The sequence below is a fragment of the Chitinophaga sp. RAB17 genome, from assembly GCF_052114225.1.
GTDB lineage: Bacteria > Bacteroidota > Bacteroidia > Chitinophagales > Chitinophagaceae > Chitinophaga.
This window is the reverse complement of record NZ_JBFREI010000020.1, coordinates 20,614-42,400: the sequence shown is the minus strand read 5'-3', so window position 1 is coordinate 42,400 and position 21,787 is coordinate 20,614. Positions and strand designations below refer to the sequence as shown.

At 45.3% G+C, this 21,787-nt stretch carries 21 protein-coding genes; 10 read left to right on the top strand and 11 right to left on the bottom strand.

Features of this window, described 5'->3' with window-relative positions; genetic code table 11:
* The first annotated feature begins 86 nt into the window (after positions 1 to 86).
* The 6 genes from AB4Z08_RS34290 (at position 87) to AB4Z08_RS34265 (ending at position 5,175) form a co-directional block, all read left to right on the top strand.
* A complete protein-coding gene (locus tag AB4Z08_RS34290) occupies positions 87 to 962 on the top strand; it encodes a YicC/YloC family endoribonuclease (protein WP_441578297.1) in 876 nt (291 codons plus the stop codon).
* Positions 963 to 977: 15 nt separating this feature from the next.
* Positions 978 to 1,466 carry a gliding motility lipoprotein GldH gene (locus AB4Z08_RS34285; protein WP_441578296.1) on the top strand — a complete coding sequence of 163 codons (489 nt, stop codon included), beginning with the start codon at positions 978 to 980 and terminating at the stop codon, positions 1,464 to 1,466.
* On the top strand, positions 1,463 to 2,482 hold the full coding sequence (locus AB4Z08_RS34280; RefSeq protein WP_441578295.1) for a sensor histidine kinase: 1,020 nt from the start codon (positions 1,463 to 1,465) through the stop codon (positions 2,480 to 2,482). Before AB4Z08_RS34285 ends, AB4Z08_RS34280 begins: the two co-directional genes overlap by 4 nt.
* A 63-nt stretch (positions 2,483 to 2,545) precedes the next feature.
* Positions 2,546 to 3,256, top strand: coding sequence for a response regulator transcription factor (locus AB4Z08_RS34275; RefSeq protein WP_291915691.1), 711 nt, complete (start codon positions 2,546 to 2,548; stop codon positions 3,254 to 3,256).
* A gap of 237 nt (positions 3,257 to 3,493) precedes the next feature.
* Positions 3,494 to 4,303 (top strand): sensor histidine kinase, encoded by an 810-nt coding sequence (locus AB4Z08_RS34270; RefSeq protein WP_441578294.1) that lies wholly within the window; start codon positions 3,494 to 3,496, stop codon positions 4,301 to 4,303.
* A 125-nt stretch (positions 4,304 to 4,428) separates the two neighbouring features.
* The gene (locus AB4Z08_RS34265; protein ID WP_441578293.1) at positions 4,429 to 5,175 is read left to right on the top strand and encodes a LytR/AlgR family response regulator transcription factor; all 747 of its coding nucleotides are present in this window, start codon (positions 4,429 to 4,431) and stop codon (positions 5,173 to 5,175) included.
* A 3-nt stretch (positions 5,176 to 5,178) separates the two neighbouring features.
* On the opposite strand, the gene AB4Z08_RS34260 is transcribed toward AB4Z08_RS34265, so the two are convergent.
* From AB4Z08_RS34260 to AB4Z08_RS34250, 3 genes are all read right to left on the bottom strand, one after another.
* Complete coding sequence (locus AB4Z08_RS34260) at positions 5,179 to 5,961, bottom strand: tetratricopeptide repeat protein (RefSeq protein WP_441578292.1); 783 nt, start codon at positions 5,959 to 5,961, stop codon at positions 5,179 to 5,181.
* Between the two features lie 20 nt (positions 5,962 to 5,981).
* The gene (locus AB4Z08_RS34255; RefSeq protein ID WP_441578291.1) at positions 5,982 to 7,928 is read right to left on the bottom strand and encodes a BatD family protein; all 1,947 of its coding nucleotides are present in this window, start codon (positions 7,926 to 7,928) and stop codon (positions 5,982 to 5,984) included.
* 156 nt (positions 7,929 to 8,084) lie between these two features.
* Positions 8,085 to 8,786 (bottom strand): SDR family oxidoreductase, encoded by a 702-nt coding sequence (locus AB4Z08_RS34250; RefSeq protein ID WP_441578290.1) that lies wholly within the window; start codon positions 8,784 to 8,786, stop codon positions 8,085 to 8,087.
* A gap of 95 nt (positions 8,787 to 8,881) precedes the next feature.
* On the opposite strand from AB4Z08_RS34250, the gene AB4Z08_RS34245 reads away from it, so the two are divergent.
* Positions 8,882 to 9,577 (top strand): YjjG family noncanonical pyrimidine nucleotidase, encoded by a 696-nt coding sequence (locus AB4Z08_RS34245; RefSeq protein ID WP_441578289.1) that lies wholly within the window; start codon positions 8,882 to 8,884, stop codon positions 9,575 to 9,577.
* Positions 9,578 to 9,686: 109 nt separating this feature from the next.
* Here the strand turns inward: AB4Z08_RS34245 and AB4Z08_RS34240 are convergent, their stop codons facing one another.
* The 5 genes from AB4Z08_RS34240 to AB4Z08_RS34220 all read right to left on the bottom strand — a co-directional run bounded on the left by AB4Z08_RS34240 (position 9,687) and on the right by AB4Z08_RS34220 (position 12,908).
* Positions 9,687 to 9,911 carry a hypothetical protein gene (locus AB4Z08_RS34240; protein WP_441578288.1) on the bottom strand — a complete coding sequence of 75 codons (225 nt, stop codon included), beginning with the start codon at positions 9,909 to 9,911 and terminating at the stop codon, positions 9,687 to 9,689.
* A gap of 27 nt (positions 9,912 to 9,938) precedes the next feature.
* Positions 9,939 to 10,592 carry a phosphatidylserine decarboxylase family protein gene (locus AB4Z08_RS34235; RefSeq protein WP_441578287.1) on the bottom strand — a complete coding sequence of 218 codons (654 nt, stop codon included), beginning with the start codon at positions 10,590 to 10,592 and terminating at the stop codon, positions 9,939 to 9,941.
* 87 nt (positions 10,593 to 10,679) lie between these two features.
* The gene (locus AB4Z08_RS34230; protein WP_441578286.1) at positions 10,680 to 11,564 is read right to left on the bottom strand and encodes a phosphatidate cytidylyltransferase; all 885 of its coding nucleotides are present in this window, start codon (positions 11,562 to 11,564) and stop codon (positions 10,680 to 10,682) included.
* A 117-nt stretch (positions 11,565 to 11,681) separates the two neighbouring features.
* Complete coding sequence (locus AB4Z08_RS34225) at positions 11,682 to 11,930, bottom strand: putative signal transducing protein (RefSeq protein ID WP_441578285.1); 249 nt, start codon at positions 11,928 to 11,930, stop codon at positions 11,682 to 11,684.
* Between the two features lie 27 nt (positions 11,931 to 11,957).
* A complete protein-coding gene (locus AB4Z08_RS34220) occupies positions 11,958 to 12,908 on the bottom strand; it encodes a CPBP family intramembrane glutamic endopeptidase (protein WP_441578284.1) in 951 nt (316 codons plus the stop codon).
* A 186-nt stretch (positions 12,909 to 13,094) separates the two neighbouring features.
* Here AB4Z08_RS34220 and dusB point away from each other — a divergent pair, with 186 nt between their 5' ends.
* Both dusB and AB4Z08_RS34210 read left to right on the top strand, forming a co-directional pair.
* The gene (gene dusB, locus AB4Z08_RS34215) at positions 13,095 to 14,162 is read left to right on the top strand and encodes a tRNA dihydrouridine synthase DusB (RefSeq protein ID WP_441578283.1); all 1,068 of its coding nucleotides are present in this window, start codon (positions 13,095 to 13,097) and stop codon (positions 14,160 to 14,162) included.
* Positions 14,163 to 14,206: 44 nt separating this feature from the next.
* The gene (locus tag AB4Z08_RS34210; RefSeq protein ID WP_133807162.1) at positions 14,207 to 14,776 is read left to right on the top strand and encodes an NUMOD4 domain-containing protein; all 570 of its coding nucleotides are present in this window, start codon (positions 14,207 to 14,209) and stop codon (positions 14,774 to 14,776) included.
* Between the two features lie 87 nt (positions 14,777 to 14,863).
* Here the strand turns inward: AB4Z08_RS34210 and AB4Z08_RS34205 are convergent, their stop codons facing one another.
* Positions 14,864 to 18,154: an AAA domain-containing protein gene (locus AB4Z08_RS34205; protein WP_441578282.1), complete on the bottom strand. Its 3,291-nt coding sequence runs from the start codon at positions 18,152 to 18,154 to the stop codon at positions 14,864 to 14,866.
* Between the two features lie 200 nt (positions 18,155 to 18,354).
* Between AB4Z08_RS34205 and proC the strand changes: the two genes are divergently transcribed.
* The gene (gene proC / locus AB4Z08_RS34200; protein WP_441578281.1) at positions 18,355 to 19,152 is read left to right on the top strand and encodes a pyrroline-5-carboxylate reductase; all 798 of its coding nucleotides are present in this window, start codon (positions 18,355 to 18,357) and stop codon (positions 19,150 to 19,152) included.
* On the opposite strand, the gene AB4Z08_RS34195 is transcribed toward proC, so the two are convergent.
* Both AB4Z08_RS34195 and AB4Z08_RS34190 read right to left on the bottom strand, forming a co-directional pair.
* Positions 19,149 to 19,643 (bottom strand): SixA phosphatase family protein, encoded by a 495-nt coding sequence (locus tag AB4Z08_RS34195; protein ID WP_441578280.1) that lies wholly within the window; start codon positions 19,641 to 19,643, stop codon positions 19,149 to 19,151. The two genes, proC and AB4Z08_RS34195, sit on opposite strands and share 4 nt — an antisense overlap.
* Positions 19,644 to 19,875: 232 nt before the next feature.
* Positions 19,876 to 21,603, bottom strand: coding sequence for an amidophosphoribosyltransferase (locus AB4Z08_RS34190; protein WP_441578279.1), 1,728 nt, complete (start codon positions 21,601 to 21,603; stop codon positions 19,876 to 19,878).
* Between the last annotated feature and the right edge of the window lie 184 nt (positions 21,604 to 21,787).

Genomic DNA, 21,787 nt, shown 5'->3' with positions numbered 1-21,787 from the left:
TTTTAAGTATCGCTTCGGTGGCTTTTTGCTTTGGGCTTTATGCTTTCAGCTTTTTTAACTAGGTTTGTCACCTACAAATTTCTATTATGCTGAAATCAATGACCGGCTTCGGAAGGGCAGAAAGCACAAGAGGCGAAACTAGTATCGTAGTGGAGATCAAATCGCTGAATGGTAAGCAGTTTGAAGTGAATCTGAAGTTTTCTCCTTTGTTAAGACCCTATGAGTTCGACATCCGCGCCCTTATGCAACAAACCTTGCAGCGGGGAACACTGGATGCAACTATTAATATCCGTCAGAATGGGGCTACCCGACCGGTTGTGATTAATACAGACCTTGCAAAATATTATTACCAATCTATCACCATGCTGGCTAACCAGCTGGAACTGCCTCAGGGCGATATGCTCAACGTACTGATGAAATTACCGGAAGTGGTAAGTCCTGCTACCGAGCAAATGACAGACGAAGAGTGGAAAGACGTGGAAGATACCCTGCGCCAGGCATTAACCGATCTGGATACCCATCGTATAGATGAAGGACAGATGCTGGAAGCTGACCTGCAACAACGGATAGAAAATATTGACTCCTCTATGCAGAAGGTGAAAGAACTGGATCCGCTGCGTAAAGATCGTATCCGTCAACGCCTGGAAGGGTTGCTGGCTGAACATGTAGGTAAAGAAAATGTAGACAGTAACCGACTGGAGCAGGAACTCATCTTCTATCTGGAAAAACTGGATATCTCAGAAGAACTGTCCCGCCTGGAGAATCACCTGCGTTATTTCATGGAAATATTGAAAGATACAGATTCTGCCAAAGGAAAGAAACTGGGGTTTGTGTTACAGGAAATTGGTCGGGAAATAAATACAACCGGCTCCAAAGCCAATGATGCCGGTATACAGCAATGGGTGGTGTTGATGAAGGATGAACTGGAAAAAGCCAAAGAACAAGTTTTAAACGTTTTATAGTAAGGCGAATACCGTATGAACAGACTTTTCCTGGCAACAGCAGGCTTGTTATTGTTGGCTGCAGCCTGCAAGCCGCCTAAAATGGACACTTACGAGAAGAACCTGGAAATCCCGGGGCATGAGTGGACGTATGATTATAAACCGTCTTTTGAAGTAAAAATACAACCGGAAGACACAGCGTATCTGTATAACATCTATGTAAACGTCAGGCATACAGATGCCTACCCTTACAGCAATATATGGCTGGTGGTAGGAACACAGACTCCCGGCGACAGTACCGTCAAAGAGCAGCGGGTGGAATTACCACTCGCGGAAACATCAGGCAAGTGGGCAGGTTCCGGTCTGGATGATATTTATGAACACCGCGTATTCATTCAACAGCGCGCGATCCTTAATAAACCGGGGATCTATAAGTTTACCTTTGAACAAAATATGCGGCAAAATCCGCTACCCCATGTGATGAATGTTGGCTTGCGGATTGAGAAAGCCGGTACGAGGCAATGATGACAAAAATTTTCAATAAAATGCAGGAGGGCAAATCCGTTTCCCTCGTCTATTTTTTAGTACTGGCATACACTATAGCAGCCCTGGTATGGTGGGGTATTCTCCTGTTCAGACAAAGTGAACAGATCAGCGGCTTTGAACGGCAAAATCTCTATTTACGTGTAGACAGTCTTGCTCAACCCATCGCTCACCAGCTGGAATTGCAGCGTATTAACAAGGAAGAGCATATGCGCTCTTTCAAATACCTGGGCGAAGGCCTCATTTTTTTAGGTATCATTTTACTCGGCGCACTCTTTGTATACAGGGCTGTATGGAAATATATGAAGCTCAGTAGGCAGCAACAGAATTTTATGATGGCCGTCACACACGAATTGAAATCACCTATTGCAGCCGCCAAATTAAACCTTGAAACTATCCGCAAACACCGGCTGGACGAGGAAAAACAGCTGAAGCTTATCAATAATACCATTCGTGAAACCAATCGCCTCGACCAGCTGTGTAATAACATCCTGCTGGCAGCGCAACTTGAAACACACAAATATCAGCTGTATAAAGAGCCGCTCGATTTTTCAGCACTGGTGGCAGGTAGCATCAAAGATCTGGATGGCCGGATAGGTACCCATCAGATAGAAGCTGATATTTTACCGGATGTATGGCTGGATGGTGATAAACTAACCCTACAGATTATACTCAGCAACCTGGTGGAAAACGCCGCCAAATATGCACCTAAGAACACCGTTATCATCGTAAAACTCTTTGAAAGCGACGACCAGCTGAAGTTACAGGTAATTGATGAAGGACCGGGGATACCGGAAGAAGAAAAAAGAAGAATCTTCCTGAAATTTTATCGCGTAGGTAATGAAAATACCCGCAAGGCGAAAGGCTCTGGCCTCGGCCTGTTCCTTACTGCCAAGATTGTGGAACAGCACGGCGGCGAGATAGAAGTAAAGGATAACTTACCCGTAGGAAGCTGCTTTGAAATAACCTTGCCTGAATATTCCGTGCAAACGGCGTAAATTAGATGACGGATTGATGAATACCGGAGAATCCGGATTCGATGTAAAATCAAACAATAACACATGAAGGAAGCGACAAAGGCATCAATACTACTGGTGGAGGACGAAGAAAATCTCCAGGAAGCGCTGAAGCTGAACCTGGAGCTGGAAGGATACGAGGTTACCGCAGTTGACAACGGCACCGCTGCGCTGAAAGCAGTAAAAAACGAATATTTCGATCTCATTATACTGGACATCATGTTGCCCGAAATGGATGGTATCGCGGTATGCGAAAACATCCGTATTCAGAACAATGAAATACCTATCCTGTTTCTGAGTGCCAAAAACAGCAGCGCAGACCGTGTGCTCGGACTCAAGAAAGGCGGCGATGACTACATGACCAAGCCGTTTAACCTGGAAGAACTGTTGCTACGGGTGGAGAAACTCATCGTAAAAAACAAGAAGATCCAGGACAAAGACAGCGTGCCCAATGTATACCGCTTCGGAGACAATATGATCGACTTCGCTGCACAGGAATGCGTAGGTAAAGATGGGAAGCATTATGAGCTAAGTAAGAAAGAAGCCATGCTGCTCAAATTACTCATCGAAAACAAAGGCGAAGTAGTTACCCGCGAAAAGATACTGCAGGTGGTGTGGGGATATAACGTATATCCTACTACCCGTACCATCGACAACTTTATACTCAACTTCCGGAAGTACTTCGAAGAAGACAGCCGCAACTCCCGCTATTTCCACTCTGTCAGAGGTGTAGGATATAAATTCACTGAAGCATAGGAAGAGTTTTTAGCCGTTAGCTTTTAGTAACTGCAGCAAAGGTCATGATATGTTGAGCATTCGCTGCATTTACTAAAAGCTAACGGCTAAAAGCTACCTCGCCACTTTTCACCTCATTCTCCCCGGTTTCCGTTAAAATTCAACCTCGTAGTAAATCCCACTTTCTTAAGGTGATTAATTAGCCGATATTTATTCCGCTTATACGAGAAGAAGATCATCTTCCTGTAAACCTAATATGTGGCACATTATTACACAGAAATAGTCTTTGCTGCGGAGTGGCCGTTCTGGCTGTTTTTTTTGTTAAGTCTCGTTACCCTAATAGTATTTTTTACCCTGCGGGAAAGAAAAATCAGGAGAGCCTCAGCGAAAGAAATAACCAAACACCACACACAGATAAACCTGGAGCTACATGCTTTCCAGGCGCAAATGGACCCTCATTTTATCTTCAATAGCCTCAACGCTATTCACCATTATATTCTTACGACCAGTACAGATATGGCCTCCCTGTATCTTACCCGCTTCTCCCGTTTAATGCGCCTCATGATAGGCAACTTCAACAAAGAATGGATTTCCCTGCAGGATGAACTGGATGCACTTGAACTATATATACAGCTGGAACAACTGCGGTTTGATGAACAGTTCAACTACCAGCTGAATGTGTTTCCGGAAGTAAACAAACAGTTTACCCTGATCCCTCCCCTGATCATCCAGCCATATGTGCAGTATGCCATCTGGCACAGGATCCTGCTCCGCCCCGAGAAAACAGGTGGAGAACTGTTGATCACCATCCGTAAGGAAAAAGACAGGCTGCTTATTCAATTGGAAGATAATGGGATCCTGATCACCGAAGTGCTGGATAGTACCGGCGAGCGACAGGCCTCCGGAATAGATATCGCTTCAGAAAGATTGTATATGATGAGCGAGAAATACCATATGCAAGCCAGTATCAAGGCATTGCAGGTATACGATGAAGAACTGTTGCCAACTGGTAACCGCTTAATTATCAGTATGCAGCATGTAGGTAACCGGCAATCCCTGGCGGGCTGAGTCTTTAATTGGAAATATGCCATTAATTGCTTAATTTCTACATGGATTTTTCGAATCAATGACCATATTTAGCAAGATCTCACTGCAAATCTGTAATACCCGGACTTTTAATACAATCTGATCAAATGCGTACCATTATTGTGGACGACGAGAAACATAGTCGGGATGCGCTGCTAATGATGTTGGAGAGGTATTGCCCGCAAGTTACTGTTCAGGCCGTTTGTAGTAATGGCGCTGACGCCATCACTGCTATTAATGAATTACAGCCCCAATTAATTTTCCTGGATGTGGAAATGCCCGGCATGGATGGTTTCGAGGTATTGGAAGCCTGTCATCATCACGATTTTGTTGTCATTTTCATCACTGCCTATGATCAATATGCACTGCAGGCCATTCACCACAGCGCACTGGACTACCTGCTTAAACCCATTGATATTCAAGAGCTGAAGGATGCCGTGGAAAAAGCCGGCACCCAAACCAGCGCTGATAGCACCGATAAGGTAGATAACCTGCTGCTATTCCTGCAACAGCATATGTACCAGGACGAAAGACTGGCCCTGCCTACTATGGAAGGCTTACGTATGGTAGCCGCTAAAAATATTATCTATTGTAAGTCTGCCGGTATCCAAACAAAGCTGCATTTACAGGAACCCGAAAAGCCGGTAATGGTATGCCGCACTCTCCTCGAAATGGAGGAATGGCTTTCTGATAAAGGCTTCTTCCGGGTACACAACAGCTTCCTGATCAACCTGTCCTTTATGGACAAATATATTAAGGGAGATGGAGGCGAAATAATTATGTGTGATGGCTATAGCGTTCCGGTAGCGCGTGAAAAGAAACATGATTTCCTCCTGCGTATAGAACGGTTATAGTGTTTATAACCGCTTGATGTAAGCACAACTTATCCATCCATTTTTACCGTCTGCCAGTTCTATTTTGCAGTAGTCTGCCGTGGCATCTGTGATATGTACTTTCATACCCTCTCCTACTTCAAATGCATCGCGGCTGTTTTCATCGGGAGATGATTTTGCTTTGATATTGCTGTTCATCACAATACCGGATTCGTGGTTGTTGGATGAGAGGTAAGTGTCAACGGCCATGAGCAGGTAAAGTAAACATAATGCGCCTATCACGTAACTGCCCCAGCGGAGGAACTTATTTCTCCATCCGGGAAGAAAAGTATTGAGCATAATGCCTGCAATCAGCAACCAGCATAACACTACAGTGCCTATTGCCCATCCATTGGCTTTATGAAGATGTTGTAACTGTAGCCACCACTGCTGAAAAAATACCAACGGCAATTCTTCCACAAAGCCATTTACTTTCTGATTGGCAATCGCCAGGTTATGCTTTACAGCAGGATCGTTGGGTGATAGTTGTAATGCTTTTTCGTAACTATATACAGCCTGTCCGGTTTTACCTGCTTTATACCAGGCATTGCCGGCGTTGAAATAGAGTTCTTTTTGAGTATGACCTTCGTCCAGCAGTTGCTGATAAGTCCTGGCAGCTTCTGTATACTTGCTCTGGTTGAAAAGAAGATTAGCCTGCTCAAAGCGTTGTTGCTGGTTGTTTTGAGGAACCTGCGCCTGGCTAACGATTGCCGTCAGCAGCCATGCTATTGCAAAAAAGACCGGTTTAATATTTCTGTAGTTCAGCATTTTCGCCTTTCGTTAAATAGTTAGTTCTTCAACGCTTCTTCCAGGTTACTGATAATGCCAACAGCCTTTTCATAAGTGCCCTGCATTTTACGGTCATCCTGACCAGGTGCATACAGTGCTACTTCACAGTTGTCTATCAGGTTAAACAGTTCGTGGGTATTGCTGCCGTTAATACTGCGGGCGCTCAATTTATCCTGCACGAGTTGTTTACTCAGATCAGCCATTGGTATTTTCAGTTTCACACTGAGGTATCCCCATACAGCGCGGGAAGTTTCTTCATAAAATGCTTTATCCTTTCCTTCTTTCAGGTAGCGGGCCGCCAGTTCCAGTCTTTTCAGTGCTACCTTATTCGCGTAACGGTGTTTCAGGACCGCTGCATTGGTAGTATTGTAGTCTTTTCTGCGTTTGTAGAAAATGATACCTGCAGCAATCAGCAAAGGCAATAACAAGAGGATATAGAACCAGGGACTGAGAATAAACCAGCTGTGATTTCTTGTCCAGTCGAGGATACCGGTATGATTTTTCACCAGGTCATTTTTGCCGGTGCCATAATCCTGTTTATCCTGTTTAATATGTTTGCCCTGGTCAATGTGTACATTGAAAGGTTGGGAGCGCAGTGTTTTAAAGCTGTTGGCAGCCGGATCAAAGTAAGAGAATTCAACGGCCGGAATGGTATGGTCTCCGGCTTCCTGCGGCATCAGTACATACTCGAAAGTACGGCTGCCGGAGAGCGGATTGCTGTTCTTTTCTATGTCATCGGTTACCTTGGGGTCGTACCTGTCGAACCCGGTAGGGGGCTCTATTTTAGGAGAGTTGAGCAGGTTTACGTTACCCTGTCCGCTGATTGTTACCTTTAAGGTGAGGGCATCATCGGTGGTCAGTTTATTTTTATCTACTACGGCCGTCATGTTGAATTTACCTACTGCGCCATTATAGCTGATAGGCCGTTCATCAACAGGAACGGGTTTTACATTGATCTTAATCGGGCTGCTCTGTATTTTGTAAGGAACATCCTGGTATTCAACTTCCGGCCGGTTAAAGAAGTCATCGAAGAAGGGATCTTTAAAGGCGGGGTCATTAAAGAAATCTTCAAACGGATCTTTGGCGCGGCCACCACCTCGTTTGTTGCTGACCATTTTTACCAGGCGTACCTGGTTGTCTACTTCCACGGGATCCAGCTCCAGTGCGCCTGATTGCAGGGGGAACAGGAGCGTTTTGCGGATGGTAAATACTTTATAGGGTATGCCATTGATCCTTTCCTCAGTAGCCTGTGGAGGATTTGGCAGCTCAATATCTTTGGCGGAAAAGCCTTTGAAAGCCGGTACTTTGGTAACGCTTGAATTAGTTGGGAGGCGTGTATAAAGTTTATACGTGGCTGTTAGTTGTTCGCCTTCGTATAAGTTGGTTTTATCTACATCTACTTTCAGGAAAATGTTCTTCTTTAGTTTTTCATTGATGTCTTCACCTTTTTTCAGGAAGCCTTCTGGCAGGTCTTCCCCGCCACGATGGGGCTGGGCACCGGCGGAAGCCTGGGGCACCTGCTGCTGCGGTTGTTGCTGCTGCTGGGCATTGCCTTTTCTTACTTCAATCAGAACCGGATTTGATTTAACCAGATTTCCATTGACGCGGGCCTGTGCGCCGGCAATGGTAAAGCTGCCTACATGTTTGGGTTGCAGCAGGTAGCTCAGTGCAATGTATTCAGAGCGCTTACCATTGAAGATAGACTGCCCCTGCATTTGTGAGGGGCCCTGTAATACTTCAAAGTCTTTGAAACTGGGTGGTGTAAAGCTGGCAACGTTCACCCCGTTTTCCAGCATAAATTGGATCTGGAATGGTTCATCCTGCGTCACAGTGTTATTGCTCACAGTGGTAGTAAAGCGGAACTCCTGAGCGGAGGCGCAGGCTACCAGTCCTAAACAAAACAAAATGGAGTAAATACACTTCCTTATGCAATATCTGTACATCATAATTATGTCAACAAATTTAACCAAAGCCGCACCGGAAGCGCTGTAAGGCCCCGTTAAAAGTTAGTTAAAACATTTTAATATGTTCTTATTTAGTTATTTGGATAATCTGTGTTGAAACAAATCTCCCAATAACAATCTCCCAAAATAATAAATGCTTTAAATATCTCCCAGTATGGGTCTGAGCAAAATTTCTTCAATAACGGTTTGTTTGGCCATGGTCCAGGCAGACCATACCACGCTGGCAATATCTTCGGGGGGCATCATTCTGTCTGGGGCCGCTTCAAAACCTTCCCATGAAGCTGTCAAGGTAGGTCCCGGGCTCACGGCAGTTACCCGGATATTGTGGGGTATCAGTTCTTTTCGCAGATTTTTGGTAAAACCGAGCAGGGCATATTTGGTGATGCTATAGGAACCTCCATTTGGATAAGCCCCATAACTGGCAGTAGAACACATATTGAAAATATGGCCTTTACGGTTGGCAATCATAGCGGGTAATAGGGCCCTGGTGAGATGATAAGCGCTGTATACGTTTACGGACATCAACTTTTCAAGTAGGCCATCTGCTTCTTCATGGAGACTACCAGGCACAAAAATCCCGGCATTATTCACCAGGATGTCTACACGGGAGAAGGTGGATTTGATTTTCTCTCCAAAAGCCAACACCTGTGATTTATCTTCCATATCTACTACCTCCGCCAATACGGTTACTGCCGGATTTTTTTGCTGAATATCAGCTTTGGCGGTTGCCAGGGTATCTGCATTCCTTGCACAAATCGCTACATTAAAGCCTTCCAGCGCCAGCTTTTCCGCAATAGCCTTTCCAATGCCTTTGCTGGCGCCCGTAATTACTGCATTCATAGTTTCGTTGATTAGTGCAGTAAAATAACGAATTTACTTTTAACAGACAGGGATGCTTCCTTCATGCAGGAGGTATTTTGTACCTTTGCGCAGTCATGAAATACAAACATCTTTTCTTTGACCTGGACCATACACTCTGGGACTTTGAAACAAATGAACAGGAAACCTTGCTGGAGCTGTACAACAGCCATGCTTTAGAAAGTAGAGGAATACCATCTTTTGAGGCGTTTTCCGTTTCTTATGTGGATCACAATGAACGTTTATGGGATCGCTTTCGCAAAGGATTCATTACCCGCCGCGAATTGCGCGACAAACGCTTCCGCCTTACGCTGGTTGATTTCAAGATAGGAGATGAAAAACTGACGCAAAAGATCAGTGAGGAATTCCTGGAAATCCTCCCGTATAAAAAAACATTATTTCCCGAAGCAAAGGAAACGCTGGAATACCTGGCGGCAAAGGAGTATCCCATGCACATGATCACCAACGGGTTTGAAGAAACACAGTTGCTGAAAATGAAAAATTCCGGTATCGACCAGTTCTTTACGCATATCGTTACCTCTGAATTAGCGGGCAGTTTAAAGCCTTACCGCGAAATTTTCGACTTTGCCATCAGCAGAGCCGGTACCAGTGCTACAGAAAGTATTATGATCGGAGATGCGATGGAGCTGGATATTAAGGGGGCTCACGGCGTAGGTATGGACCAGGTGTACTTTAATCCAGGTAAACCACCGGTTGATTTTCAGCCTACTTATGTTATCAGCCACCTGCGGGAGCTGAGAGAAATATTATAAGTAGCTGAAAGCATAAAGGATAAAGCAAAAAGCTATTGAGGCGAATGACTTAAGCGGGTATTAACCTTTCGCTCAGATCATTCGCCTCAATAGCTTTTTGCTTTATCCTTTATGCCTTCGGCTTATTTTTAGTGGCTGCAGCCATTCTCAGGCTGGCGGTTTTAGACGGTTGCTGGCAGCAGCTTTTACCTTTTGCAGTGGTTTTACAGGTGGCAGCAGAACAGTTCTTTTTAGCGGACTTGTCTGCGGTTTTGCTGTTTGTTTTTTCCTGGGCAAATACAACACCTGCCAATAACAGGAGGGCTGCAGCGCCGGTAAAAGCTTTCTTTATCATAAAAATGCCATTTAGCTATTAAAGATACTAGATTTTAGCTATAACAGATACACCGCCCTGCACCACTTCTTCCAGTTTTACCGCTACTTCGGTACCAATGGGGAGGTAGAGGTCTACACGGGAGCCGAACTTAATAAAGCCCATTTCCTCGTTCTGTTTTACATCCATTCCTGGTTTCAGGTAGTTCACAATTCTGCGGGCCAGTGCGCCGGCAATTTGTCTTACCAGGATATCCGTTTTACCGTTGCCGATCACCACGGAATGTCTTTCATTTTCAGTAGAGGACTTTGGATGCCAGGCCACCAGGTATTTACCTGCATGGTATTGCGACAGTTTTACCACACCACTGATAGGATTACGGTTTACATGCACGTTAGCGGGACTCATAAAGATAGACACCTGCAGGCGTTTATCTTTGAAATATTCCGGCTCATATACTTCTTCAATCACCACTACCTTACCATCGCAGGGAGAAACTACCAGCGAATCTCCTGTTGTGTATTGTCTTGCCGGAATCCGGAAGAAGGATACGATGAACAGAAAGAATGCCAGGGATATAAGAGATACTGTCCAGCAAAGGCCGGATGAATTACCGAACCAATAAAATACTGCTCCGTTAATTAACGCCAGTACCAGGAATACAAGGGAAATGGTAGCAAATCCTTCACGATGGATCTTCATTGTTTTTTTATTAAAATGATTGATTTATGTGTTTAATCAAAGTGCGAAGTTAGTTCAATTCAATTTTTTCAGCATACGAAATTATGGTTAAGCCATCATAAAGAACTGAACATAGATCCAGGCGAAGGGAGCGGCCAGGAGCAATGAGTCGAAACGGTCCATGAATCCGCCATGGCCGGGCATGATGCGGCCGGAATCTTTTACCCCTGCCATTCTTTTCAGTTTGGACTCTATCAGATCCCCGATAGTGCCGAATATGGCAGCAATGAGCGCCAGGGCTATCCAATGCTGCAGGGCCAGGTATCCGGCCCCCCAGAAATGACCATATACACCTGCAGTGGCTACTGCGAGGATCATACCGCCAACAGTACCTTCAATGGTTTTTTTAGGAGAAATAGCCGGTGCAAAAGGGGTACGCCCGATGAGCGATCCCACGATATAGGCCATGGTATCATTTATCCAGATGAAAATGATGAGCAGTAAAGGAATCAGCCATCCCGGGGCAGTACCTACGTCCGAAGGGGTGTAGTGAATATTGATGGCGTTGAGCCTTATATTTATCAGCAGCCCGAATGGAATGATGATATACAGCAGTCCAATGGCCGAGTAGCCTATGTTCTTTAAAGAGAAATCTTTACTCATTAATACTTCTCCCAATGGCATTACCAGCAGGAAAATAACAGCTATCCACCAACCAATAAGGCCAGTGGGGATGTGGGCTATCTGGAAATTATTGCCGGTAAAAGTGAGGAGTATAGCAGCTCCGGCGATAGTGGCTCCCCATTTATGCCAGGCAGGAACGCCCGCGTAATCAGGATCTATATGCCGGATTAATTTAAAGTATTCCTGCAGGGCGAAACAGCCTATCAGGAAAAAAAGCAGAAAAAATGTATAGTCGGTCCATAGGATACCTCCCAGCATTACTGCCACAAACACAAGCGCAGAGGCAGTGCGGGTGAAAAAAGTCTTCATTATGCTTAAATCTGGTGATTAAATTGCTGCCCGCAAATGTGGATAAAATAACCCGTTGGAGCAAATCCCTGTCAGACACCATTCAAGTGGGTAGACGCCTGACAGGAGTTGACACCCCTACTCAGAATCTACCTGGTTGGGGTCGCCGGTGGGCAGATTGTTGTGATGATGCACCAGACTTTTGGCAGTTTCTTCCTGGGTTTGATGAACATATAGTTCCGCCTGCCCAGGTAAGGAAATGTTATAGGAAGATGACTGCCTGTTCAGTAATACCGCTTCTACGCCATTGTCCAGCAACATTCCTTTCACTATTTCTGCTTCAAATGGCCTGTCGCTTGAAAAAATTTTAACCCAGTCTTTTTCCATAATAATAGCTTTAATGTCTTAGTAAGATTACAAATTTTCGTCCATTCCTATTTCGTCTGCCCCATCTTTCTTTTTTTCCTCCACCGGATCAATCATCGACATAGGTGTTGATTTTTTACTTAACGCCCAAAACAGTGCAATGGTTACAGGAATACTCAAAGCTACATAATACCAGGCTACAGGTGTGTCTTTCATGGGATCATCCTTCATCATGCCATGCTGGAAAAGATATAGCATAACTACCTGTGAGCCATTGTTGAGTATATGTGCGAGGATGCTTAACCAGAGGTTGCCACTGATCACGTAGATGGCGCCCAGCCCAAAGCCCAGCACCACACGGGGCATGAAGCCCAGCACTTCACCATGAATGGCGCTGAATAGAATAGACGTGATAAATACGCTCAACCATACTTTACGGGTAGCTTTTATGACAAGACGTTGCAGCACACCCCGGAAAAACAGCTCCTCCCCGATGGCTGGTATAATGGCTACCAGTACCAGGTTGATAAAGAGATCCTTTATGGTAGGCATGCGTAACATGACTGCCAGCAGCTTTTCGGCCATGGTTTGCATATCCTTCGCCGATTGCGATATAGGCCAGGTCTCATTCCACTCTCCTAACAGGCCTGCCAGTGGTAATACGCCATACATGGCAAACAGGGCAATCACTATCTGGATGCCTTTAGGTGCCGGTTTTAAACCAAGGTAGGTAGCAGGATAAGGCTGCCACAGATAGGCAAAAAGCGCGGCCGGCACAAAGAATGCCACGATGGTATAAAAGAATTGTGTTATTTTCAGATAGCCGATGAGGTTAGGATCATTAAAGGCCCCACTTTGAATGGCCTCCAGGCTTTGTCCGGTCATAGCAGGAGTTATAGTCTGCAACGCAGCAATGTATAATGCAAAGAACCCAAAGAAAAAGCCCAGGAAGGTAACAAACTGTAATAAAGTGGAAGACTGCTTCAGATAACCGGTCATAAGAAAATACTGTATTAAATTTTGCGTAAATTTACAGCGCGAAATCCAGTTTTTGCAGTTACTTATTTGATCATTACAGCTGCCTGGCGTTAGCTGTTACTGCAAAGAAATCCCGCTTGTAAAAGAAATAGTATATAAAACATTAAAATAATAACTACGGCAAAACCTGCTGTGGTTATATAAATTATGGTGAAGATAGGAAATATTGAACTGGGAGAATTCCCTTTATTACTGGCGCCCATGGAAGATGTGAGCGATCCGCCTTTTCGTGCGGTGTGCAAGGATAATGGGGCCGATCTCATGTATACCGAGTTCATATCTTCGGAAGGACTGATACGTGATGCCATCAAAAGCCGTAAAAAGCTGGACATTTTCGACTACGAACGTCCGGTAGGCATACAGATTTTCGGGGGTGATGAGGAATCCTTGTCATTGGCCGCACAGATCGTAGAAACCACCAATCCTGATTTACTTGACATCAACTTCGGTTGCCCGGTAAAGAAAGTGGCCTGTAAAGGTGCTGGCGCAGGTATCTTGAAAGATATACCTAAAATGATAAAACTGACGGCAGCCGTAGTAAAGGCAACAAGACTGCCAGTCACCATTAAAACCCGACTGGGCTGGGATGACGATACCAAAAATATTGAAGAAGTAGCGGAAAGGCTGCAGGATGTTGGGATCAAAGCCCTCACCATTCATGGCCGTACCCGCACACAGATGTATAAAGGCAGTGCCGACTGGACACTGATCGGAAAAGTAAAAAACAATCCACGCATACAAATTCCTATCTTTGGTAACGGTGACATATGTACGCCGGAGCAGGTAATTGCTGCAAGACAGAAATATGGCGTAGATGGGGTAATGATAGGCCGGGCTGCGATTGGTTATCCATGGATTTTCAGGGAGATCAAGCATTTTATGAAGACTGGCGAACATTTGCCACTACCAACTGTTTTAGAAAGAGTGGAAGTTTGTAAAAAGCACCTTCACCAATCAGTTTCCTGGAAAGGAGAAGTAGTAGGCATACTGGAAATGCGCCGCCACTACACAAATTACCTCAAAGGATTGCCACATATAAAGGAATTCAGACAACAATTAGTAACTTACAATACATTAGCTGAAATAGAGGAAGTACTAGACGCGGTGGTGTTACAATACAAGGACCATATATTCGAAAGGGCTGCTCCCCAATTAGCTGCACACGATTTTCTGCCGGCTGATACTGAAATGGCCGGTTGTAACGTTTACGGATAAACGGATAAACCCCAGAGTATAAAAAAATAAAAAAATACTTTCACATGACCACAATTAAAAATCTGAAAAATGAAGTCTGGAAAGACTTACAGATTAAAAACAAATCTGCCCTGCGTAAAAAATACGCTGTATCAAACATGGGGAGAGTGATCAGTTATCATGAAAGTACCGAAGATGGTAAGCTGCTCACGGGGTCTACCGTGGAAGGCTATACGGTATTAAACGTAAAGCCTGCAGATAGCTATCAGTCACTCTACCTGCACCGGGAGGTGGCCAAACTTTTTAGTAAAAAAGGAGGACGGGCACATAAATATGTGATTCACCTGGACTACGATAAAAAAAATAATAAAGCAACCAATCTCCAATGGGCAACCAAGGAGGAAATGGAAGAGCATCAGCAGAAAAGCCCTGCGAAGCTGGCCTATAAAGAAAAGCAACGCAACCGTGTAAAAGGTCTGAAGCTGAATGTAACCAAAGTAAAAAGCATTAAACGCCTGCTGAATAAGCCCGGTAAGAAAACTATGAAGCAGATTGCTGAACAGTTTGATATCAGCGAAATGCAGCTTTACCGCATCAAGAGCGGTGAAAACTGGGGGCATGTAACATTGGATTAAAGCCTGGATTTCCAGGAGTGATCATATATGATGTTGTCTAAACTGTGGCCATACTACCAGTATGGCCATAGTTATTAGTGGCTGGTACTACAGCACTCCTCTCACCATCTCCCCCAACATCTTCCGGTAATGGGCGCTGTCCTGCAGTACCGGCTCATATCCCAGGATAATTACCTGTTTTCGTGCACGCGATAACGTTACCAACAACTTACGGTCTACTTCTATCTCTTCTTCTTCCCAGCTAAACTGTCCCAGGCACTGTAATGTCTGCACCTGCGCCGCATGATATACCGCCAGGGAAACGATGATAATGTCGTTTTCAGAGCCCTGGAAGCGTTCTACGGTATCTATATTGATGTCCTGCAAGGTGGTATCTTCTGCTATCAGCTCGCGGATAAGACTGATTTGTGTGCGCCAGGGCGTCACCACGCCCACGGTGTCTTTACTGAAGCCAGCGCCATAACGGCTTTTCAGATGTTGTAACAAGGATACTACCCATTGCGCCTCCGTTCTGTTCATTTTGGAAGTCGCTTCATAGGGGCTGGCAATAAAAATCTTTCTTCCTAAAGATAAAATCCGCTCCCACCCTACGTTTTCATAATCTTTATACAGATCAAAGCCTGCCTGTTGTTCCGGTTTCCCGGAAGATAATTGACCAGCATAGTAATGATTGACCAATGCAGCGATACTGTCATGCATGCGGAAATGGGTATTCAGCATGCCCCAGGCATGGCGCCAGTGGCTGGTTTTGCAGCGTAGTATTAACCTTTCGAAAATCGAAGTCCGCAGATCACGGATGCCCAGCTCCACTAAACAGGGAGCTTTTACCTGGCAAAAATATTCTTCCTGTGCTACCACCGGCGGCAGCTGATTCTGATCTCCTATCAGGATAAATTTGCGGAAAGGCATCAACAAGCCGAGCAGTTGGGGTTCTGTTAGCTGAGAGGCTTCGTCCACAATTAAAGTATCGGTAGGAATCCCCATCATTATTAATTGTTCCATACGAGTAGCCATCGTGGCTACTGTAGCCACAAATACCCGGTGACTGGTAATATAGCTATGGGCCTCGTCCAGCGAGCCATCCAGGCAATATTGCTTCAACGTCAGCGAAGCTTCTGAGCTGCGGCCACCCATACGGAGATGGGTAATATTTTTAGCCGTCAGCTTATGACAGATTTCCTCTACCGCTTTATTGGTGAAGGCAACAATAATTACGTAGGTATCCTGCTTAACCATTTCTCCCACGATGGTGGTCAACAGGGAAGATGTTTTACCTGTGCCTGGAGGTCCCTGTAAAAGGTAGTAGTCCTGCGCTTCCAGGGCTTGCTTTACAATCTGTTCCTGGTTGGGGTTAAACATAGCAGGTGTGGTACGTTGCAGTGGGTACCAGCGCGGAGTGGTAAGTCCCAGCAGCATATTGGTGCGCTCCCGGTAGCGTGGTGAAATCACATGAAACAGGGAGGCCGCTGCTATCCAGTAATTCGACTCGTATATATCGTGTTCAATAATCCACTCATCAAACTGCCGGAAAAAGTCCAGGGTCATCTGTCGGTTATTCAGGGAAAAACTCAGCTGCTCCTTCCCCACTTCCTCTATCCTGCCTTTCAGCAGCTGTTGCTGCATGGGCTGCAGTTCTGTGCTGGTACGCGGGTAAATAATTGCGGTATCCCCCCGGCGGAAATTATGGCTAACGGGTACGACTATATCAAATAATACGGAACTGTTTACAGTATCAAATTCCCGGAAACGTAGTCCTGGTATAATATTGAAGCGGGAAAGCTTGTCTTTTTCCTGTTGCAGCCAGAGGGCCGCAAATCCGTCGGCATCATCTTCCCGGTTAATTTCTGAAAACATACCGCACTTTGCCTGCAGGTATTCCCGTAGCATAAACGCCAAAAACTCGTGATAGTAGGCTTTCGCCACCGGCGGGGCTGTTTGCCAGGCTTGTTCAAAGGAGGTAAAATGTGTCGCGCTGAAAGATGGTAGTCCGAGCGCTGCCGCCGTAGTGATGGTAGACAGTACTTCAAACTCACAGCCTGCCAGCCGGAGGAGCATGCCCACTACTTCATTGCGGAGGAGTAGTAAATCATTTTCTGTAAGATGGGTACTGCTCACATTCCTCAGTGGGTTGGTTGCGGCGGCGGAGTATAGGATGGCAGAACTGCCTTTGCGGTGCCGGCCAAAGGTAGAACGGAGCAACAGGTTATACCCTACTACCTGCATTTCATGGTTCTTCCAGGTATTGAAGTCCGGGCACTTTCCACTTTTTAACTCGAATATTTCTTTACGGTATTCATCGGTATCATCTTCTGCCATCAGGTCTAAACGTCCTTGCAGCCCGTATTGAGCGGAGAAGAAGGTGGGCTCTATACGTACCGGTTTATCCTGCAGTTCTTTCACTGTATTGTGGAGGTTGCCCCAGTGATGCTGCTTGATATCGCGGAACATTTCGTTTATTTTTTCCCTGCCATAGGCCGCTGCCTGTAGCACGTTTTCGGCTACCGCCTCTACAAAGGAGCTTTTGAAATCTATTTCCCTGTTGCGCAACATCTCATCGAGTAGTGCATTCACCAGGTTTCCCTTGAATGCCGCCGGGCTGGATTGCTGTGGCGTCAGTTTTTTAACGAGGTATAATAAGCGGTTAGGACCTTTATGGGTAAAGCATTCCGCCAGGTCACTGATATCGATGAGCAGGTCGGGTTCCAGCACCACCTGGCTTTCGCTGGTGGTAGCATATTCATGCCCTTCTGCACCCTGGCGGCAATGAAGCACGTTAATGGTGTCGTAAGGACGTAACAGGCCGTGTAACGATACTACTGTAACCGACTCCATATGTTCCAGTTGTAGCTGGAAATCGCCCTGTTCATCATTTTTTACATCCAGCAGCAGGGTATATTTTCCCTGGGCTCCTGTGGTGAGTGGGCCAACTGCAGTTACCATGCATTTCAGGAGGGCTAAGCTACCGGGACGGTGCTGATATGCCAGTGATAATTTATGTGTACCTGAAGGAGCGTAGATCTCTGTTAATGCTGCCGGTGGTTCTACCTGGTAGCACCATGCTACCGATTCGGTGAGGGCTTTGATACAAAGTAAGTGTTCTATTTCCTGCAGGGGGAATATACCACGTGTAGCCTTGTTCGTTAGTATACGCAGGGCCGTCAGCTGCTGAAGAATATCAGGGGGAACTGTTTGCCGGTCAAAGAAGAATTGCATGCGTGCAAACAGGTTCCCGAAGGAGCGGGTTTCTTTCCTGGTAAGTTCTCTGAAAAGGATTTCCAGTATCTGTTTATAGTGTCGTGTTTTTTCTTCCGTATTCTCAACACCGTGTGCTTCTTTAATCCTGGCGTAAAACGCAGTTGCTGTGTGTAATGCCTGCATAGCTGCAAGGTAAGCAGAAAGCGAAAAGCAGAAAGCAAAAAGCTATTGTAGCGGATGAGAAGTGCGATTAAATACGCAGGCTTCGCTGTTAACATCCGCTGCAATAGCTTTTTGCTTTCTGCTTTTCGCTTTCTGCTTCTTGCATGGATGCAGCATTTGTTATACCTTCCCTAGGATTTATAGTGTAAACATAATTTGTTATGTCAGCCAAAAAAATAGCCATTATAGGTGGAGGAAATCTGGGCTCGGCCATTGCCCAGGGATTGCTGAAGAGCGGTTTTTCAAAGGCCGGTGATATCACCGTTACCAAGCGTAACACCAGCACCCTTTCTGCGCTGCGTGATGCAGGCGTAAGGATAGAAACGGACAATGACGTAGCGATCCGCGAGTCAGAAGTGATTGTGGTGGCATTAAAACCGTACAATGTGCGGGAAGTATTGCAGGAGTTCAAATCATCTTTTGATCCAAAGCGGCATATATTGATCAGCGTTGTTACCGGTGTGAGTATCGATGACCTGGAACATGTGGTGCCAGGAATGCCGGTAGTACGTGCTATGCCCAATACCGCTATTGCCATTCAGGAGTCTATTACCTGTATTTCGCATAAACATGCTACAGAAGAACAGATCCGGTATATAAAAACCATGTTTGATCAGTTGGGGGCTACGGTTACCATCGATGAAAAGCTGATGGATGCTGCTACTGTATTGGGGGCTTGCGGTATTGCCTTTGCTTTGCGTTACATCCGGGCCAATATACAAGGGGGTATTGAAATCGGCTTTGATGTGCGCACCGCCAGTCTTATTGCGGCACAAACGGTAAAAGGGGCAGCGGAATTGCTGATCCGGGAAAACCGTCATCCGGAAGAAGAAATAGACAAGGTAACTACGCCCAAAGGCTGTACTATTGCTGGTTTAAATGAAATGGAGCATCAGGGGTTCAGTTCTTCGCTGATCAAAGGGATTACAGCATCTTATAACAAAATAGTTAAAGATTAGTCTTTCCGGGGGTATTCAAAGAAGAGGAACTTTTTCTTTGCCAGGTCAAAATCTTTCCAGTTGTCCGTATCTGCCTGTATCCCAAAGACGCCGGCGGTAGGCACGTTGTCTATTCTGATTTCTTCTGTCAGGTAATTGGCGAAATCGGTAATACCGGGATTATGTGCAAATATGGCTACTGCGCCGAAGTCATCATCTATTTTGGTAATGACTTTCAGAAAGGTGGCTGCGTAGCAGAGATAGAGTTCTTCTTCCAGCAGGATGGCCTGTTTGGGATATTTCCACTCGCTGGCCATCATTTTGGCGGTTGTTCTGGCTCTTTTGGCCGGGCTCGAAATGATTAATTCCGGCACCATACCCCGTGTAATGAGGTGTTGGGCCATTTCCGGGGCATTTTGTTTTCCCCGTTTATTGAGGGGCCGGTCAAAATCATCCATGTCTGGATCTGTCCAGCTGGATTTAGCATGACGTATTAGTAGTAATGTTTTCATGGGCTGAAAACCGATAGTTAACGAAAACGAAAATACAGATTTTACAGGAAGTTAACTTGTTAGACTTATACTGTTCGAGGGAAAGGGGTTATTTAAGATAAAATTAACATGGAAACATTTAGCCATTTGACGTAGGCTGATGGCTTAAAGGATAAAGCAAAAAGCTATTATTTACAAGATATAAGGGAGGTGATCCGATTAAATCCTGTAAATAATAGCTTTTATTATTTAATTAATATCCTCTTTCGTTTTTGCCTTCCATGAAGTTCATGAATGCTTTATTTACGACACGGTTGCCGCCCGGAGTAGGGTAATTACCGGTAAAGTACCAGTCACCCAGGTTATTCGGACAAGCCTGATGTAAGCTTTCGATAGATTGATAGATCACTTCTATTTCGGCACGGATACCGCCTGGGTTGAGGATTTCTGCGATTTTTGCAGAGATCTGTTCCGGCGTAAATGGCTTGTATATATTCTTCACTACGTTTTGTGCGTGAAGGGTATTGGTGCGTTGCAGTTCCTTACAAAGACCATAAGCTTCGTTCAGGATATGTTCCTTGCCATGATCTTTCAGAAGAGCAATGGTGGCCTGGAAGGCTACGAAATCGCCCATCTTGCTCATATCAATACCATAGCAGTCCGGATAGCGGATCTGAGGGGCAGAAGATACGATGATGATCTTTTTAGGTCCTAAACGATCCAGCATTTTAACGATACTTTCTTTTAAAGTAGTACCGCGAACAATGGAATCATCTATTACCACGAGGGAGTCAATACCGGGTCTTACTTTACCGTAGGTGATATCGTACACGTGTTGTACCATTTCATTACGGCTGGAATCTTCGGTAATGAAGGTGCGCATTTTTACGTCCTTGGTAGCGATCTTATCGATTCGGATACGGCGGTTCACCATTTCAGTGAGCTTTTCCTCATCAAAGTCATTACCCCAGGAGAGAATACGTTCTACCTTTATTTTGTTGAGATAGTCTTCCAGTCCTTTTAGCAGGCCATAGAAGGCTACTTCAGCGGTGTTTGGAATAAAGGAGAAGATGGTATTGCGGAGGTCATTATCGATGGCCTTTAAAACCGTACCGGATAACAGGCGGCCCAGGTCAGTACGTTCCTTATATATTTTTTCATCGTTACCGCGGGAGAAGTAAATCCTTTCAAAGCTGCAGGCTTTACGTTCCTTGGGTTCGAGAATTTGTTCGATGCTGTAGTCGCCATTGTTTTTAACGATGAGGGCATTACCGGGCATCAGTTCCAGTACTTCATTTTCCCCAACGTTAAAGGTGGTGCGGATAGCGGCTCTTTCAGAGGCAGCCACAATCACGTCTTCATTGATGTAGTAGTAGGAAGGACGGATACCGTGAGCATCCCGGATCACGAAAGCATCTCCGGAACCAATCAGTCCGCAGGTATGGTAACCTCCGTCAAACATAGAGAATGCCTGCTGCAGGATTTTTTTGATATCAAGGTCATTGCTGCCTTCATTATCTTCCTTAGCGAGGAAATGGTGTACCACTTCCAGCATAGCGGCGAGATCGCTGTTTTTGTGTACCTCACCTGGTTCAGCTTTGGAGAACTCAAACAGTTCATCCGTATTGATCAGGTTGAAGTTACCTGCCATAGCGAGGTTACGGGCAGGAATGGTATTGTAGCGTACAAAAGGATGGCAGAGTTCCACGTTGTTTTTACCCTGTGTAGCATAACGGATATGTCCCATCATGAGTTCACCGAGAAAGCGTACATGGCCTTTCATCAGCCCTGGATATTTGGTAATTTCCGGCTGATATTTTTCTATCTCCTGTATTTCGTCACGTACTTTTGCGAAGATATCACCGATCGCTTGTGGAGCTGCACTACGGATGCGGTGCATAAAGGGAACGCCGGGTTCGGTGTTCAGTTTTACGGTAGCCAAACCAGCGCCATCCTGGCCTCTGTTATGTTGTTTTTCCATGAGCAGGTACAGTTTGTTTAGCCCATAGAAAACACTCCCATATTTTTGTTGGTAGTAGGAAAACGGTTTTCTTAATCTTATAAATGCCAGACCGCATTCATGTTTGATCGCATCACTCATGGCAGAAAATTGAAGTCGCAAAGGTACGGCAAAAAAGGAGAAAACCAGAAAGGGGATGGTAAAG